This window comes from Williamsia muralis NBRC 105860 (assembly GCF_001598915.1).
GTDB classification, from domain to species: Bacteria; Actinomycetota; Actinomycetes; order Mycobacteriales; family Mycobacteriaceae; genus Williamsia; species Williamsia muralis.
This window is the reverse complement of record NZ_BDAP01000006.1, coordinates 236,203-250,987: the sequence shown is the minus strand read 5'-3', so window position 1 is coordinate 250,987 and position 14,785 is coordinate 236,203. Positions and strand designations below refer to the sequence as shown.

Annotated in this window: 15 protein-coding genes; 6 read left to right on the top strand and 9 right to left on the bottom strand. The window is 66.2% G+C overall.

The window, feature by feature from the left end:
- Positions 1–97 precede the first annotated feature (97 nt).
- Positions 98–931, top strand: coding sequence for a dienelactone hydrolase family protein (locus WIMU1_RS21270; protein WP_062800161.1), 834 nt, complete (start codon positions 98–100; stop codon positions 929–931).
- Here WIMU1_RS21270 and purE read toward each other — a convergent pair.
- Together purE and WIMU1_RS21260 are read right to left on the bottom strand one after the other, a co-directional pair.
- A complete protein-coding gene (gene purE / locus WIMU1_RS21265) occupies positions 928–1,464 on the bottom strand; it encodes a 5-(carboxyamino)imidazole ribonucleotide mutase (RefSeq protein ID WP_255283888.1) in 537 nt (178 codons plus the stop codon). The genes WIMU1_RS21270 and purE overlap by 4 nt on opposite strands.
- Complete coding sequence (locus tag WIMU1_RS21260; RefSeq protein WP_062800312.1) at positions 1,457–2,752, bottom strand: 5-(carboxyamino)imidazole ribonucleotide synthase; 1,296 nt, start codon at positions 2,750–2,752, stop codon at positions 1,457–1,459. The genes purE and WIMU1_RS21260 overlap by 8 nt, the downstream gene beginning before the upstream one ends.
- A gap of 140 nt (positions 2,753–2,892) precedes the next feature.
- Between WIMU1_RS21260 and WIMU1_RS21255 the strand changes: the two genes are divergently transcribed.
- Complete coding sequence (locus WIMU1_RS21255) at positions 2,893–3,492, top strand: GtrA family protein (RefSeq protein WP_116915737.1); 600 nt, start codon at positions 2,893–2,895, stop codon at positions 3,490–3,492.
- 16 nt (positions 3,493–3,508) lie between these two features.
- Here WIMU1_RS21255 and WIMU1_RS21250 read toward each other — a convergent pair whose 3' ends face one another.
- From WIMU1_RS21250 to WIMU1_RS21240, 3 genes are all read right to left on the bottom strand, one after another.
- Complete coding sequence (locus tag WIMU1_RS21250; RefSeq protein WP_245969058.1) at positions 3,509–4,801, bottom strand: sensor histidine kinase; 1,293 nt, start codon at positions 4,799–4,801, stop codon at positions 3,509–3,511.
- A 24-nt stretch (positions 4,802–4,825) separates the two neighbouring features.
- The gene (locus tag WIMU1_RS21245) at positions 4,826–5,503 is read right to left on the bottom strand and encodes a response regulator transcription factor (RefSeq protein ID WP_023961571.1); all 678 of its coding nucleotides are present in this window, start codon (positions 5,501–5,503) and stop codon (positions 4,826–4,828) included.
- A 101-nt stretch (positions 5,504–5,604) separates the two neighbouring features.
- Complete coding sequence (locus WIMU1_RS21240; protein WP_062800155.1) at positions 5,605–6,123, bottom strand: PH domain-containing protein; 519 nt, start codon at positions 6,121–6,123, stop codon at positions 5,605–5,607.
- Between the two features lie 213 nt (positions 6,124–6,336).
- Here WIMU1_RS21240 and WIMU1_RS21235 point away from each other — a divergent pair, with 213 nt between their 5' ends.
- Positions 6,337–6,939, top strand: a complete 603-nt coding sequence (locus WIMU1_RS21235; protein ID WP_023961575.1) for a hypothetical protein — start codon at positions 6,337–6,339, stop codon at positions 6,937–6,939.
- 105 nt (positions 6,940–7,044) lie between these two features.
- Here WIMU1_RS21235 and WIMU1_RS21230 read toward each other — a convergent pair whose 3' ends face one another.
- Positions 7,045–7,878, bottom strand: a complete 834-nt coding sequence (locus WIMU1_RS21230; RefSeq protein WP_062800154.1) for a biotin--[acetyl-CoA-carboxylase] ligase — start codon at positions 7,876–7,878, stop codon at positions 7,045–7,047.
- 146 nt (positions 7,879–8,024) lie between these two features.
- Here WIMU1_RS21230 and WIMU1_RS21225 point away from each other — a divergent pair, with 146 nt between their 5' ends.
- From WIMU1_RS21225 to WIMU1_RS21215, 3 genes are read left to right on the top strand one after another with little or no spacing between them, the layout of a single operon-like run.
- Positions 8,025–9,653: an acyl-CoA carboxylase subunit beta gene (locus WIMU1_RS21225; protein ID WP_023961579.1), complete on the top strand. Its 1,629-nt coding sequence runs from the start codon at positions 8,025–8,027 to the stop codon at positions 9,651–9,653.
- Entirely contained in the window at positions 9,650–9,913 is a 264-nt protein-coding gene (locus tag WIMU1_RS21220) for an acyl-CoA carboxylase subunit epsilon (RefSeq protein WP_030174090.1), read from the top strand. Before WIMU1_RS21225 ends, WIMU1_RS21220 begins: the two co-directional genes overlap by 4 nt.
- A gap of 24 nt (positions 9,914–9,937) precedes the next feature.
- The gene (locus tag WIMU1_RS21215; protein WP_062800152.1) at positions 9,938–10,570 is read left to right on the top strand and encodes a Maf family protein; all 633 of its coding nucleotides are present in this window, start codon (positions 9,938–9,940) and stop codon (positions 10,568–10,570) included.
- Between the two features lie 45 nt (positions 10,571–10,615).
- On the opposite strand, the gene WIMU1_RS21210 is transcribed toward WIMU1_RS21215, so the two are convergent.
- Genes WIMU1_RS21210 through WIMU1_RS21200 form a run of 3 tightly spaced genes read right to left on the bottom strand, consistent with a single transcriptional unit; the run spans position 10,616 to position 14,628 of the window.
- On the bottom strand, positions 10,616–11,971 hold the full coding sequence (locus WIMU1_RS21210) for a hypothetical protein (protein ID WP_062800150.1): 1,356 nt from the start codon (positions 11,969–11,971) through the stop codon (positions 10,616–10,618).
- 36 nt (positions 11,972–12,007) lie between these two features.
- The gene (locus tag WIMU1_RS21205; protein WP_062800148.1) at positions 12,008–13,348 is read right to left on the bottom strand and encodes a hypothetical protein; all 1,341 of its coding nucleotides are present in this window, start codon (positions 13,346–13,348) and stop codon (positions 12,008–12,010) included.
- On the bottom strand, positions 13,345–14,628 hold the full coding sequence (locus WIMU1_RS21200; protein WP_147431393.1) for a glycosyltransferase: 1,284 nt from the start codon (positions 14,626–14,628) through the stop codon (positions 13,345–13,347). The genes WIMU1_RS21205 and WIMU1_RS21200 overlap by 4 nt, the downstream gene beginning before the upstream one ends.
- Positions 14,629–14,785 lie beyond the last annotated feature (157 nt).

Here is a 14,785-nt window from a genome sequence, read left to right as displayed (position 1 = left end):
GAGTTACTCACGGGTAACTGAAAAGACAGGGCCGTGCCCGACCGCGGCAGACGCTAGCCTGACGATGAATTGCACCCGCCGTGCCAGTGAGGAAGCCATGACCCCCAAGCAGTCGCCCGAAGCAGAACTCGCCGACTTCGACCGCGCCGAGTTCACCCATTCCGGCAAGACGCGCACGATCTACCGGCGAGGCGAGGGGCCGGCCGTGGTTGTCATCGCGGAGATGCCGGGAATCACGCCGAAGGTGCTGAACTTCGCTCGCAAGGTGTCCGACATCGGGTGCACTGCTGTGGTCCCCAGCCTGTTCGGAGTCGACGGCCTCGACCCCATGCCGGACAACCTGGGGTATCTAAAATCCGTCGGGGTCCTGACGTCGGTTCTGGTCCCGACCTGCATCAGCCGCGAGTTCACAGTCCTCGCCACGGGGAAGTCGTCACCTGTGGTGACCTGGCTGCGGGCACTGGCCGCCGATGAGCACGAGCGGTGCGGTGGCCCGGGTGTCGGCGCCATAGGGATGTGTTTCACCGGCGGATTCGCCCTCGCGATGGCCGCGGACGACCGACTCCTGGCCCCCGTGCTCGCCCAGCCCTCCATGCCGTTTCGGCCGGTCGGCGCGGCGAACATCGACATCTCGCCCGACGATCTCGCGGTTGTCAAAGGGCGGTGCGCCGCAGGTCTGGAAGTGATGGGCGTCCGGTTCAGGAAAGACAAGCTCTCCCCCGCTGCCCGGTTCGACTACCTGCGCAGAGAATTGGGCGACGCCTTCGTGGCCATCGAGATAGACGACGCCGACGCGGGCCCGTCTCCGATGCCACCGCACTCGCCGCTCACCGAGCACCTCATCGACGAACCAGGCCAGCCCACCCGAGCCGCTCTCGACGAGGTTCTCGACCTCTTCCGGCGCAAACTGCTGGTCGAAGCCGACAGCTAGCCTCCGAGAAGTTTCTGCTTCAAGGCCTGATCTTTCGCCAGAACCATGTCCGACAGGTCGGCCTGGAACCGTTCCATCTGCGCGCGCAGTCCCGGGTCCGCCGCCGCGAGAATGCGCACCGCCAGCAGACCAGCATTACGTGCCCCACCCACCGACACAGTCGCCACCGGCACCCCGGCGGGCATCTGCACGATCGACAGAAGCGAATCCATGCCGTCGAGATATTTGAGCGGCACCGGAACACCGATCACCGGCAGTGGCGTTGCCGAGGCCACCATGCCGGGTAGGTGGGCCGCTCCGCCTGCACCCGCGATGATGACCGAGAGTCCGCGCCCGGCAGCCTCTTTCGCGTAGTCGAGCATGCGCTGAGGAGTTCGGTGCGCGGAGACGACACCCACTTCGAATCGGACCCCGAACTCGGCGAGGGCCTCCGCAGCGGCCTCCATCGTCGGCCAGTCCGAGTCGCTGCCCATGATCAGGCCGACCCGCGGCCCCTGTGGCCGGTTGCCCGAACCTTCGCCGTTCTCACCCACCGTGCACATCCCATCCGTCGGTCCACTCCGCGTGCGACATCCAGTGTGCCGCCCGCTCCGCGATCTCCCGCACGTGCGCCACGTGCTCGGGGTCGTCCACGTTGCCGCCCGCCGATCCCAGCACGTTCACGTGTCCGATCTTGCGGTCGGGGCGTTCTCCCTTGCCGTACAGATGCACCTTCGCCTGCGGGATACGTGCAAACAGATGGTGCAGTCGCTCGTCCATCGACATCGCCGGAGCCTGCGCCGCACCGAGGATGTTGGCCATCACGGTCACCGGGGCCCGCGTTCCGGTGTCGCCCAGTGGGTAGTCGAGGACAGCACGAAGGTGCTGTTCGAACTGACCGGTGACACTGCCGTCCATCGACCAGTGACCACTGTTGTGCGGTCGCATCGCCAGCTCGTTCACCAGGAGCGAGCCATCGGTGGTCTCGAACAGCTCAACCGCCATCACCCCGACCACACCCAGTTCGCCGGCCAGCGACAACGCGAGGCGCTGCGCCGAGGTGGCCGTCTCTTCCGACAGGTTCGGTGCCGGCGCGATCACCACCGCGCACTGTCCTTTGCGTTGCACCGTTTCCACCACCGGCCACACGGCGCCCTGGCCGAACGGCGAGCGTCCCACCATCGCCGACAGCTCCCGACGCAGCGCGATCCTCTGCTCGACCATCAGGGACGAACCCGCTGGTGCCGCCGCAAGCGCCTCGAGTGCCTCCTCGCGACTGTCGACCAGCCACACCCCGCGCCCGTCATAGCCGCCGCGGATGGTTTTGAGGACCACCTGCCAGTGATGTTGCTCACCGAACTCGATGAGCGCCTCCATGGGGTTGTCCTGGGGCAGTTCGGCGTACGCGGGAATGGGCGCGCCGAAGTCGGCGAGGCGCCGCCGCATGGCGAGCTTGTCCTGGGCAAAGATCAGCGCGCTCGGCGGAGGAAGCACACTGACGCCATCACCGACCAGCACCTCGAGATGCTCGATCGGCACGTGCTCGTGGTCGAAGGTCAGCGCGTGGCTGCCACGCGCGGCCGTACGGAGGTCGTCGAGGCTGTTGTGGCTGCCGAACACCACATCGGGGCTGACCTGGGCGGCCGGCTCGTCGGCGGACGCCGCCAGGACACGCAGACGCTGCCCCAATGCGATGGCGGCCTGATGGGTCATGCGCGCCAGCTGACCGCCGCCGATCATGGTGACCACGGGCATCCCCGGGGCAGCCGCGTCACGACTGGCCTCCGGCGACGCCGGTGCAGGTGGGACTGCCGAATCGGTGGCCGTGGGAACAGCGGGCACGGGTGCCGTCGAGGCAGGGGTCGGATCACTCGTCACGGCTATCCATCGTGTCACGGGCGGCGTCGATCGGACGACACGGGAGGCACCGGGACGTGCCGGGATTGGTTTCTCGACGAACTTGTTTCGTAGACTCCATCCTTGTGTCACTCACCGATGGGCTCATGGCCCGTATGCCAGCGCCGCTGAGAGCGCTGGTAATGCGTCACCATGAGCTCATCAAGTTCGCCATCATCGGTGGCTCGATGATGATCCTGGACATGGCGATCTTCTACTCGCTGAGCCTGACGATCCTCGAGACCAAACCCGTCATCGCCAAGGTCATCTCCGGTGTGCTCGCGACCATCGTCAGCTACATCCTCAACCGCGAGTGGGCATTCAAGAACCGCGGCGGCCGCGAAACCCACCACGAGGCGTTCCTCTTCTTCGCGATCAGCGGGGTCGGAGTGGTTCTCCAGGCCGCCCCGTTGTTCGTGGCGAACAACCTGTTCGACATCCGCAGCTCGGTCGACGTCACCAAGCTGGTGATCATCGACTTCATCCTCGGTTACATCATCGGCAATCTGCTCCAGATGGCGTTCCGCTTCTGGGCCCTACGGCGTTTCGCCTTCCCAGAATCCGATCTCGCGGCCGCGGTCGACGCGTCGGTACTGCGTCCGGACGACGATCGCGAGGGTCTCGCGCGGCCAAAGGACGGACGGACACAGGACGAACTCGCCGACGAGGAGCTCGGTCACACCTGACCGGCGCCACGCGCCATCAGCGGGGCTCGCTGCGACCGGTCCTGCTGGATCGGTCCGCATCATCCGTGTCGTGTCGCGGAACCACGATCGCAAAGGTCGCCGGACGCCGCTGCAGCAGATCCAGCCGGCCGCCGTCGGCTTCGATGAGTGCGCGCGCAAGCGGCAGACCCACCCCACTCGACCCACCCTCGGAGTAGCCGCGCTGGAACACGTGGGGCGCACTCTTGTCGCTGATCCCCTGACCCTCGTCGGACACCGACACCCGGATCATGCGGCTACCGGGCAACTCTCGCGTGTCCACCCAGCAATCCCCGGCCCCGTGGTGCAGCGCGTTGTCGACGAGCACGCTCAACGCCTCCCGCAGCCGGGTGGGGGTGACCCGGGCCGCGCACTGCCCGACCCCTCCGGCCCGTAGATGACGGCCCTGCACCTCGAACGCCGATTCGTAGTCGGCGACCACCTGAGCGACCTGCTCGGGCACGGAGACGGGATCGAGCATCGCGACCTGTTCACCCCTGGCGGCGGTGATCAACTCGTCGAGTTCGCTGGTCAGCCGTTCCACCTGCGCCAAACCTGCTTCGGCCTCGGTCACCACATCGGGATCGGGATGGATCGAGAGTTCGTCGAGCCGCAACCGGATCGCGGTCAGCCTGCTGCGCAGCTGATGGGAGACCTCTCCGACGATCCGTCCCTCGCGTTCGAGCCGGATGGTGATCTCCCGGTTGGCGGCATCGAGCGCAGAGGACACCCGGTCGAGTTCTTCGATGTCGTAGTGCCGACCTTCGGTACCGAAGTCGCCCTTGGCCATGCGGGCAGCGCGTGCGGCGACGTCCTCGAGCGGGTCGGCGAGGCGGCCGGCCGTCACCGCCGCCACCACCAGACCCAGGATCACCGAGGTCACCACCACCAGCGAGACCACACCCACAGCTCCCCACTGCCGGCTGCGCACCTGAGCGTGCGGCACAGAGAGGGTGAGCGACCCGGCCTCGCCGAGGGTGAGCGATTCGGTGACCGCTTCCTCGTCGATCGGCGCTCCGACCTCGAGCCGCCCGCGTTCAAGGCCCTGGGGCCCGCTGATCGGGAAGTAGATCTCCAGCCGGCCGTTCTCGGGTACGAGCAACCGGAACTTGTCCCGGTCGACGGTGCCGCTGATCGACCCGTCGGGTCCTTCTTGGCTGAGCAGTTCGGTGGATACCCGTTTGAGGCGGTCATCGAGGTCTTGATGTGCGGTGTCGTCGACCCACCACCAGGCGGTGAACATCAACGGCACGCCCAGCAGCAGGCCGATGCCCATCACCATGGCCATCATCGACCGAAGTATCCGGCGGCGCATCTAGTCGGGGTCGAACCGGAAGCCGACACCGCGAACGGTGACGATGCGCTTCTTCCGTCCGGGCTGATCGTCGCCGATCTTGCGGCGCAGCCAGGAGATGTGCATGTCGAGCGTCTTGGACGACAGGAGATCGGGGGTACCCCAGACCTCGGTCAGGATCTCCTCGCGGCTGACCACTTCGCCGCCCCGCTCCATCAGGTACCGCAGCAGGTCGAACTCGCGGTTGGCGAGGGTGGTGTCCTGACCGCTGACCAGCACACGCCGTCCGCGCGCGTCGAGGTGGATGTCGCCGGCTTCGATGACCACATCCACGCTCTGCTTGCGGCGCAGCAGCGCGCGTACCCGGGCCAGCAGTTCGGCAAGGCGGAACGGCTTGCCCACGTAGTCGTCGGCCCCGGCATCGAGGCCGACGACGAAATCGACCTCGTCGGTCCGAGCGGTCAGCATGAGCACGGCCAGGTTGGGCCGAACCGCCCGGATACGGCGGCAGACCTCGAGGCCGTCCATCTCGGGCAATCCCAGATCGAGGACCAGCAGTTCGAACCGGCCGCTCCGTGCCTGCTCGAGTGCAGCGGTGCCGGTGGTGACGACCTCGCAGCCGTACCCTTCACGGCTCAGGGCGCGGGCCAGCGGAGCGGCGATCGCGTCATCGTCTTCGGCGAGCAGAACTTCGGTCACCAGACCAATTTAGGCGCATGCGGCACAGATACCCGGATTCGATCGGATTCCCGCGCGGCCACAGGCCATTTCGTGACCAGTTCGCCGCCGCCGGGTGGGGGTCAGCGCCGGAAGCTGTTGCCGTCCGGGGCATCGAACACCTCGTGATAGAGCAGTGAGTGCACGCGTTCCACGTTCGGGATGTCGTTGAACTCGAGGGGGTCTTCGGACGCCGACTCGATGATGAGGGTGCCCGTTCGGAGCATCCGATCGATCAGTCCGTGCCGGAACTCCACCGAGTTGATGCGCTGGACCGGAATGTCGATACCCGAACGGGTGATGATGCCGTTGCGGTAGGTCACCCGCCGATCGGTGAGGACGAAGTGGGTGGTGCGCCAACTGATCAGTGGCCGCACGAAGAACCAGAGGACGATGAAGAGCCACAACGCGGCGATGACGATGCCCAGGATCATCTTTGCCGTGGAGTCGAGGTCGGCATTGGACAGGTAGCCCCCCGCCACACCCGCGGCGGCGGTCCCGACAACAAAGATGAGCGCGGGGGCCAGCAGGCATTTCCAGTGCGGATGGTGATGCACAACCACACGTTCGCCCTGCGCAAGGATGTTCTCCGGATACCCCATCGACAAATCCTCCCGTTGATGACCGTGGCGTACGGCGACTCGCCCGGTCGGTGCCGTAATCAAACCAGAATCGGGCCTGTCCGAACCACAGGCAGCGCCTCGACGGCCCGCCGGTGGGGACGCAGACGGCCCCGGGGGCGCTACGGTGGACATCTGATCGTTCTCAGGCCGCAGTAGCGCTGGTCGGTAAACTCGCGCGCAGGGAGGTGCACGATGTACCCGAATGACCCGTACGACCCGAACAAGCCGCGAACAGCCCGGTTCGACCGTGGCTACGAACCCGAATCACAGGCTTACAGCCAGGCGTACGACCAGGGGGCTCCGCCTCCGGACCCGTACTACGCCGCTGCGCCACCACCGGCCGCGCCGCCGCGACGGCGCCCCGCCACCAACCGGCCGCAGGTCAATCCCACGATGTTCATCGGCGGAGTCCTCGCCACCGCCATCGTGACCGGCCTGGCCGCCTGGCTCGTCGCGTGGATCATCCGGCTGGTCATCGAGCGCATAAACGAGACCGGGAAGCTCGGCGTGTGGAATCCGATGGCGAACGACGAGTACTGGTTCGCCATCGTCGCGTTCCTGTGCGCCCTGTTCGCAGGAGCGCTCTGGTACGTCCTGCAGCTCACCACACCATCGCCGAGCCAGTTCTTCTCCTGGATCGTCGGGCTCCTGATCCTGGCAGCCATCTTGATCCCACTGCTGCTGTCGCGGGATTGGACGACCGGGATCTCGACCGCGATCATGCACGCGGTGATCGGTATCCCGATCCTCCTGCTGATCCCGGCGATGGGCACCAAGAGCTACGAACGTCGCTGACGGTCACGGCCTGCGGTAGGGCGACAGGCCGGCGTCGAATCAGTTGGCCCGTTCGACCCGATTGGTCCGTCGACCCAGTTGGCCGTTCGATTCAGTTGGTTCAGTTCAGTCGGTGACCCTCAGGTGGGTGACGTCGCCGGCCGCGACCGGCACGTTCTGACCGGGAGCCACCTCGACGACCACTCGGCCGATGCTGTCGATGGCCGTCGCCAGCCCCTCGATCTCTTCGCCCGCAGGCATCTGCACCCGCACTCGATGTCCGAGGGTCGCGCAGGCAGCCCGGTAATCGTCGGCCACCGCGCCGAGATCGCCCGGCCACTGGTCCAGTCGACGTGAGAGTGCTCGCAGAACGGCGCCGGCGAGCTGGGTCCGGTCGACGGAGGCTCCCGCCAGGTCCAGTGAGATGGCGGTCGGGACGGGCAGTTCCGCCTCGGTGAGGCTCACGTTGATCCCGAGTCCGATCACCACCACGGGCCCGCTCGGTCCATGGGTCAGCTCGGCAAGGATCCCGGCGACCTTGCGTCCGCCGTAACCGTCGTCGGTGGCGGTGTCGTCACCGAACAGCAACACGTCATTGGGCCATTTGAGCCTGGGACTGAGGTCGGTGGTCTCGGCGATACCCTCGACCACCGCAAGACCCGTCAGAAGCGGCAGCCATCCCAGTGCCTGAGGTTGGTCCGACGTGTTCGCCGGCGCGGCGACCGACAACGCCACCTGCGCTCGGGGCGGACTCTCCCACTGCCGGGAATGTCTGCCACGCCCCGCGGTCTGGTGCTCGGCGATGAGCACGGAACCAGCGCAATCGGTGGACCCGGCAAGACTCACCAGATCCGCGTTCGTGGACCCGGTCTCCTCGACCACGCGAATCGACCGCCATCGGGTGCCGGTCACCGCTTGTCGAAGGGCCTCGTGGTCAAGGGGCGCTCGCTCGTCGGTCATGAGGTCTGAGCGTAGAGCGCGAGCGACGCCATCCGCCACGGAACGGAGCGAAGTATGTGTGTCGCTCGGTACCGAACCAAACGTGAGAGAAGCCTCAGGTTAGCCCGCTCACACCAGCGAAAACGGGTGTGGATAGCATCATGGCCATGACGAGTGCCCCCCAGGACGTGCCATCGACGCCGGATATCCACACGACTGCAGGAAAGCTCATCGACCTGCACAATCGTCTCGCCGAAGCGAAGCATCCAGTCGGAGAGGCGGCGGTCGAGAAGACCCATGCCAAGGGAAAGCTGACCGCCCGCGAGCGCATCACCCATCTGCTCGACGAAGGTTCGTTTGTCGAGCTCGACGCCCTTGCCCGTCACCGCAGTACCAACTTCGGACTCGCCGAGCGCCGTCCGCTCGGCGACGGTGTGGTGACCGGTTACGGAACCATCGACGGACGTGAGGTCTGCGTCTTCAGCCAGGACGTCACCGTCTTCGGCGGCAGCCTCGGCGAGGTCTACGGCGAGAAGATCGTCAAGGTGATGGACCTGGCGATCAAGACCGGCCGTCCCCTCGTCGGCATCAACGAGGGTGCCGGTGCCCGCATCCAGGAAGGTGTTGTCTCTCTGGGTCTCTACGGCGAGATCTTCCACCGCAACGTCCGGGCCTCGGGTGTCATCCCTCAGATCTCCCTCATCATGGGTGCCGCGGCCGGTGGCCACGTCTACTCGCCCGCCCTCACCGACTTCGTGGTGATGGTCGACGGCACCAGCCAGATGTTCGTCACCGGACCCGATGTCATCAAGACGGTCACCGGTGAAGACGTCACGATGGAAGACCTCGGTGGCGCACACACCCACATGGCAAAGTCCGGTGTCGCGCATTACGTCGCCAGCGACGAAGAGGACGCGCTCGACTACGTGAAGGAATTGCTCAGCTACCTGCCGAGCAACAACCGGGCCGAGGCGCCGCGCTTCCCTGTGGCACAGCCGGCCGCGGGATCGATCGAGGACACCCTCACCGATGAGGATCTCGAACTCGACACCCTCATCCCCGACTCCCCGAACCAGCCGTACGACATGCACGAGGTCATCCGCCGCATCCTCGATGACGACGAGTTCCTCGAGGTGCAGGCCGGCCGCGCGGCGAACATCATCGTCGGCTTCGGTCGCGTCGACGGCCGCAGCGTCGGCATCGTCGCGAACCAGCCGACCCAGTTCGCCGGCTGCCTCGACATCGACGCCTCGGAGAAGGCCGCGCGCTTCGTCCGCACCTGCGACGCCTTCAACGTGCCGATCATCACCCTGGTGGACGTCCCGGGATTCCTGCCGGGCACCGACCAGGAATACAACGGAATCATCCGGCGCGGCGCGAAATTGCTCTACGCGTACGGCGAGGCAACGGTTGGCAAGATCACCGTCATCACCCGTAAGGCCTACGGCGGCGCGTACGACGTCATGGGCTCCAAGCACATGGGTGCCGATGTGAACCTGGCGTGGCCGACGGCCCAGATCGCCGTCATGGGAGCCTCCGGCGCGGTCGGATTCGTCTACCGCGGCAAGCTCAAAGAAGCTGCGGCCAACGGAGAAGACGTGGATGCGCTGCGCTTGCAGCTGCAGCAGGAGTACGAGGACACTCTGGTGAACCCGTACGTGGCAGCTGAACGCGGCTATGTCGACGCGGTCATCCCGCCGTCGCACACCCGCGGTCAGATCGCCACGGCGCTCAAGCTCCTCGAGCGCAAACTCGTCAACATGCCACCGAAGAAGCACGGGAACATTCCGCTGTGAGTGCTGACAACACGCCAGAGACGAACGCTGCGGACGGCACCGGTGACGCCGCTGCGGCTCGGCCTTTCCTGCGAATCGTCAAGGGGAATCCATCGGACGCCGAGATCGCCGCGGTCGTAGGTGTTTTCGCCTCGGCAGGCGGTTCGGGTGTGGAAGAGGACCCGGGGCCACGCAACCTGTGGGGCACCCCGTCCGACCGGCTGCGTGCCGCCGGCGGTCTTGCTCCCAACGCTTTTCCGAACCTGGCCTTCGGTTACTGAGCCGATGCACACGGGTGGGCGCCGATGACCCGGGTGGTCCTGGCATCGGCGTCACCCGCACGCCTGCGGATACTGCGGGCCGCCGGTGTCGATCCACTGGTCGAGATCTCGGATGTCGATGAAGATGCGCTGATCGCCCAACTCGGCGACACCGCATCTCCCTCCGACGTCGTCACGACCCTCGCGAAGGCCAAGGCGGACGATGTCGTCGGCCATCCGGGCATCTCCTCGATCGACGACGCGGTTGTCATCGGGTGTGATTCGATGCTGCACCATCGCGGCATCCTGTCCGGCAAACCTCACACTCCCGATGTGGCTCGCGCTCAATGGCTTTCGATGCGCGGCTCGGTTGCCGACCTGTTGACAGGCCACTGTGTGCTCCGGATACGCGGAGGCTCGGTGGTCGCAGAGGCTGTCGCGTTCGCGGGCACCACGATTCGCTTCGGTTCGCCCACCGATGAGCAGGTGGACGCATACGTCGCCACCGGCGAACCACTGGCGGTGGCCGGCGCATTCACGCTCGACGGGCTGGGGGGCTGGTTCATCGACGGTGTCGACGGCGACCCGTCGTCGGTGATCGGCATCAGTCTGCCGCTGGTTCGGACCCTGTTCGATCAACTCGGGGTCAGCGTGACCGACTTGTGGTCGGTCCGTTGACGATTGCGACCACGCGGCGCCCATAGGGCTCAGGCCTCGCGAGCACTACCAGAAGGTGCACGGCAGCCCCCACGAGCTGAGCTCCTCACCGATCTGCGCCCGAAGTGTGCCGACATCGCCGAAGTGGTCTGGGTGGATACCAAACACAGTGATGGTCACCTTGTCCCCGTATTCCACCGCCCACGCCGCCACGGCGGGACCTTGAGCACGTCGGTTGGCAATCGGCCGACCGCGGACGATGGCGCGGATCCCGAACGATTCCGCAGTCTCGGTACCGAGCCGAAGCGCGCTGGGCGGCACCACCCCGAGATTCGAGACGGTGGTGTCGGGGCCGGGCACCGACTGCATCAGCTTTCCGATCAGCCGTCCCGGCAGGAGCCGGACGACCGGTTGCAAGTTGTCGGCCATCTTGTCCGACTCGGCGTCGGCGTAGTCGATGAACGCCTGCTTGCTCAATGCCCGGATCTCGGCCAGGCCTCGCTTTGGGCTGACCGGTCCGTCGATCCGAATCCACACGCCGCCCGAGGCGTTGGCCCGTTCGTCTCCGGCTTCACGTTTGCTGACCGCCATGCACACCCGGAGCTCGTCATCCACCGGAAGGTCCGTCCGCTGGACCAGTCCGGCGAGTACGGCCGTGAACAGGCTGTTGGTGGTCCCTCCATGCTCTCGTGCGGTGTCGGCCCACCGCTCGCGATCCACATCGAGGATCACCAGGGTGGTGTCCGGGCCGGGCGCATCCGGTGATGTCTTGGTCGACGGCGCTGCACGCCGCGACGGGCTCGGCGCTTTCGTCTGATTCCGCAACGCACCGCCGAGAATTCTGAGTGCCCTGGCCGCAGCCAACAGCTGGCCGGCGGCATCCACCACGTCCGCTCGACGGCCACTGCGGCCCCCGGTCTCCGCATGCGTGGACAACCGGTTCTGCGATGTGCCCGCCTGGGCCGCCGCCAGTGCCGCATAGACCCCCTCGCCGTCAGAGATCATGTGTGACACCAGCAGTGACAGCACCAGCTTGCCCGATCGAGTCCGCGCGGCGTCCAACTTCCAGCCCCGGCCCGCTGCGGGCGCGAGTTCGCCCTCACGTACTCGCGTGTCCAACCAGGAGGCGATGTCGTTGTCACCGATCGGCTTGTAGTCGATCGCCACGTCCGGGACGTCGTCGGCCCGAACCCACCGGTCGCGTGCGAACGGGACTGTCGCACAACGCACTTTGCGGTTGAGCGGACCTGCCGACAGCTGGTCTCGCAGCCGTAGCACCACTTCCTCGCCCGGGTCGGAGGCGAACACCCACAGGAACTGGATCGGCGCGCTGAGCCCGAAGAGCCGTTCGGCGAGATGGTAGGACTCGTCGGGTCCGGTGACCCGATCGAACCCGCCGACGAGGCGTTCGGTCGTCGTCATTGTCGCGCCCTCTCGTTGCCCTGGAACATGTGCTTGTCACCACAGCCGAAACGGCACGCCCCACGCCCGGAGTTCCTCTGCGAGAAGGCGGCCCAGTTCTGCACTGTCGGCGATGTGAATCTCGTCGAACGCCGCAACGGAAAAGGTTGTGGTTCCGCCATATTCGAGTAGCCATGACTGCACGCCGTCCCCGAAGCGGTACGGCAGTGCCGCATCCACTCCCTGCGCGATCCCCCGGAAGGCAACTCCTGATGCCGCCACCCCGCCCACTTCGGTGAGCTCTGGGGTGAACACTCCGAGATTCGAGGCCACCGCGTCGGGCATCCCATCCCCACTGCTCACCGCCTTGATGATCAGCTGCGCGGGCAACAACCACATCAACGGCTGGAGGTGGATCATCGCGGGTCGACGACCGGCGTCCAGGGCGGTGAACGCGGCCTTGCACTGTTGCCGAATGTGACGCAACGTCCCACCGGGAACAGGTTCGTCGGTGAGTGTCACCGACACACCCGCGGTCGCGTTCGCCCGGTCGTCGCCGTCTGCCCGCTGACTGACGGGAATGCCCACCTTGATCGGGACACCGAGTGGGGCGCATCCGCTCGAACGCAACACTCCGGAGATCACGGCGATGAACAGCGAATTGGACGTACCGCCGTGCTCGGCAGCGACTTTGGTCCACACGTCGGTGTCGACACTCACCGTCGACCAGGAGGCGTGCGCACGGGGCGCACGTTCATGCATGGGCAGGCGCGGCGTTCGGTCGATCGCCCCGCGCTTGCCGAACATCGACGCACCGCCCGCCGCAGCTGCGCGCACCACTCCCCCGATGGCCGAACCGATATCGGACAGCAGATCCACGCCGTCGTCGATAAGTTGCCGCTGCGGACCGACGGCAGATACCCTTGAGCACAACGGTTCTGGCCTGCGGGCAGTGAACGCCTCGACAGCCGCGCCGACCATGTTCTGTCCGTCCGTGACAAGGTGAAGAGCGGTCAGCGACAACGCGAATCCGCCTTGTTCGGTGAACACGCCACGTAGCCGCCACGGCGGCCCCGTCAACGGGTCGAGTGGCGCCGACTCGAGTTCGGAATCCGCCCAAGCCCCCACCAGATCCGAGTCGATCGGCGTGACATCGATGATCAGATCGGGGTGCGTGTGCGCCCGCACCCATCGCGGCCGGACACCGGGCAACCCGGAGACGGCCACGAGTCGGTTCAGCGGGCTCGATGCCAGATTCTTGTTGATCGTGGCCAGAGCCTCCCGGCCCGGCGGCCGGTCGAATGTCCAGACGAGTTGCAGCACCACGGACCAACCGAGTTCCCGGTGGAGGAACCAGTACGTGAAGTCCCCGGCCTCGAGCCGGCGCGTACGACTCATCGGCTCGTCACCACGGCCGGCGACCAGTCGGTGACCGATGCCTCGATCAGATCAGCTGCAGCCGTCGCCGCCTTCTCCGGCGAGATGAGCTGTGCAGCAACTGCGTTCGCGCGCCTGGTGTACTGCGGATCGAGGACCGTACGCAGCCGGTCCTCGAGCGAGTGCGCATCCAACTGCGACAGCGTCATCGAGGCACCGACTCCGAGACGCTCGAGTTGAGCGCCCCAGAACGGTTGATCCGAACCCACCGAGCAGACCACCGCAGGTTTCGCCGCACGCAGGGCGGCCGATGTGGTCCCAGCTCCTCCGTGGTGGACCACCGCCCTACACGCGGGCAACACAGTCCGGTGGTCGACCTGTCCGACGATGCGCACGGTGTCGTCGGAACTCACGTCGAAGTCGTTCCACCCGGCACTGACCACGGCGCGCTCACCCACGCCCCGGCACGCCCGCCCGATTGCCATGACCAATGCGCCGGGATCCGCCACCGGCATGCTCCCGAACCCGAAATAGATCGGTGGTGTGCCCTCGGCCATCCAATCCCGCAGCCCCTCAGCATCTTCCGACCATCCGCAGGCGCTGTCACCCAGACCGACAAAGCCCACCATCGGCCGGTCGGCACCCCACTCCTCGGCGAGGTCCGCACAGAACAGCGGGTCGTACGCCTGTATCTCCCGTGCCCCGTACTTCCTCATCCGAGTCGGTAGGTCGGTGCCCGCGCTTGCCATCCCCATACGCGCACGCTCCCGGTTCTCCCGCTTGCGCGTCAGGCCCCAGAGCGCGGCGTCGACCAACTTCCAGCTGACCCGGTTGACGAGCGGCGCCAAGGACAGCGGCGCACCAGGAAACGGTGAGAAGTACGAGTTCGACCGCACCGGCGCGTGGTGCAACGAAATGAGGGCTATGCCATGGTGTTCGGCGAACAGCAAAGCGACCTGTTCGGTGGTGAACCCGGTGACGATCGCGTCGGCCCCTTCACTCAACTCGACCATCGTGTCGATCATCTCCACCCAACCGACATCACGTAATTCGTTGAACGCCTTGAGTCGCGCGACCGGTCCACCCGACCGCACCCGGGTGCGCACCAGCTCGGACTTCATATGCGCACGGGTGTCGTAACCGAACGGGACAACATCCACCCCGAACCCGGCAGCGAACTCGACCAGATTGGGTGGTGCAGCAAAAGTGACAACATGACCACGACGCTGCAACTCGGCACCGATCACAGCCGCGGGCTGAATGTCACCGCGCGTGCCACTGAACGCGAACAGTAGCTTCACGTCCCACTCCGCATCAGTTCCATGCATACCGATCGTAGGGCAGCAGCACCGCTTGCGCAGCGTCAGAAGACCGGCGTCACATCATCTGCCGAGCACGGTAAGTCTGCCTGGCGCTTACGATTTGCCGAACCCACACCACCCCCCGATACTGTGCGGA

What these genes read in the sequence shown, in the direction of transcription:
- WIMU1_RS21270 (WP_062800161.1), top strand. Translation starts at nt 98, where the DNA reads ATGACCCCCAAGCAGTCGCCCGAAGCAGAACTCGCCGACTTCGACCGC.
- WIMU1_RS21250 (WP_245969058.1), bottom strand. Translation starts at nt 4,801, where the DNA reads ATGATGGCCATGGTGATGGGCATCGGCCTGCTGCTGGGCGTGCCGTTG.
- WIMU1_RS21240 (WP_062800155.1), bottom strand. Translation starts at nt 6,123, where the DNA reads ATGGGGTATCCGGAGAACATCCTTGCGCAGGGCGAACGTGTGGTTGTG.
- WIMU1_RS21235 (WP_023961575.1), top strand. Translation starts at nt 6,337, where the DNA reads ATGTACCCGAATGACCCGTACGACCCGAACAAGCCGCGAACAGCCCGG.
- WIMU1_RS21230 (WP_062800154.1), bottom strand. Translation starts at nt 7,878, where the DNA reads ATGACCGACGAGCGAGCGCCCCTTGACCACGAGGCCCTTCGACAAGCG.
- WIMU1_RS21225 (WP_023961579.1), top strand. Translation starts at nt 8,025, where the DNA reads ATGACGAGTGCCCCCCAGGACGTGCCATCGACGCCGGATATCCACACG.
- WIMU1_RS21215 (WP_062800152.1), top strand. Translation starts at nt 9,938, where the DNA reads ATGACCCGGGTGGTCCTGGCATCGGCGTCACCCGCACGCCTGCGGATA.
- WIMU1_RS21210 (WP_062800150.1), bottom strand. Translation starts at nt 11,971, where the DNA reads ATGACGACGACCGAACGCCTCGTCGGCGGGTTCGATCGGGTCACCGGA.
- WIMU1_RS21205 (WP_062800148.1), bottom strand. Translation starts at nt 13,348, where the DNA reads ATGAGTCGTACGCGCCGGCTCGAGGCCGGGGACTTCACGTACTGGTTC.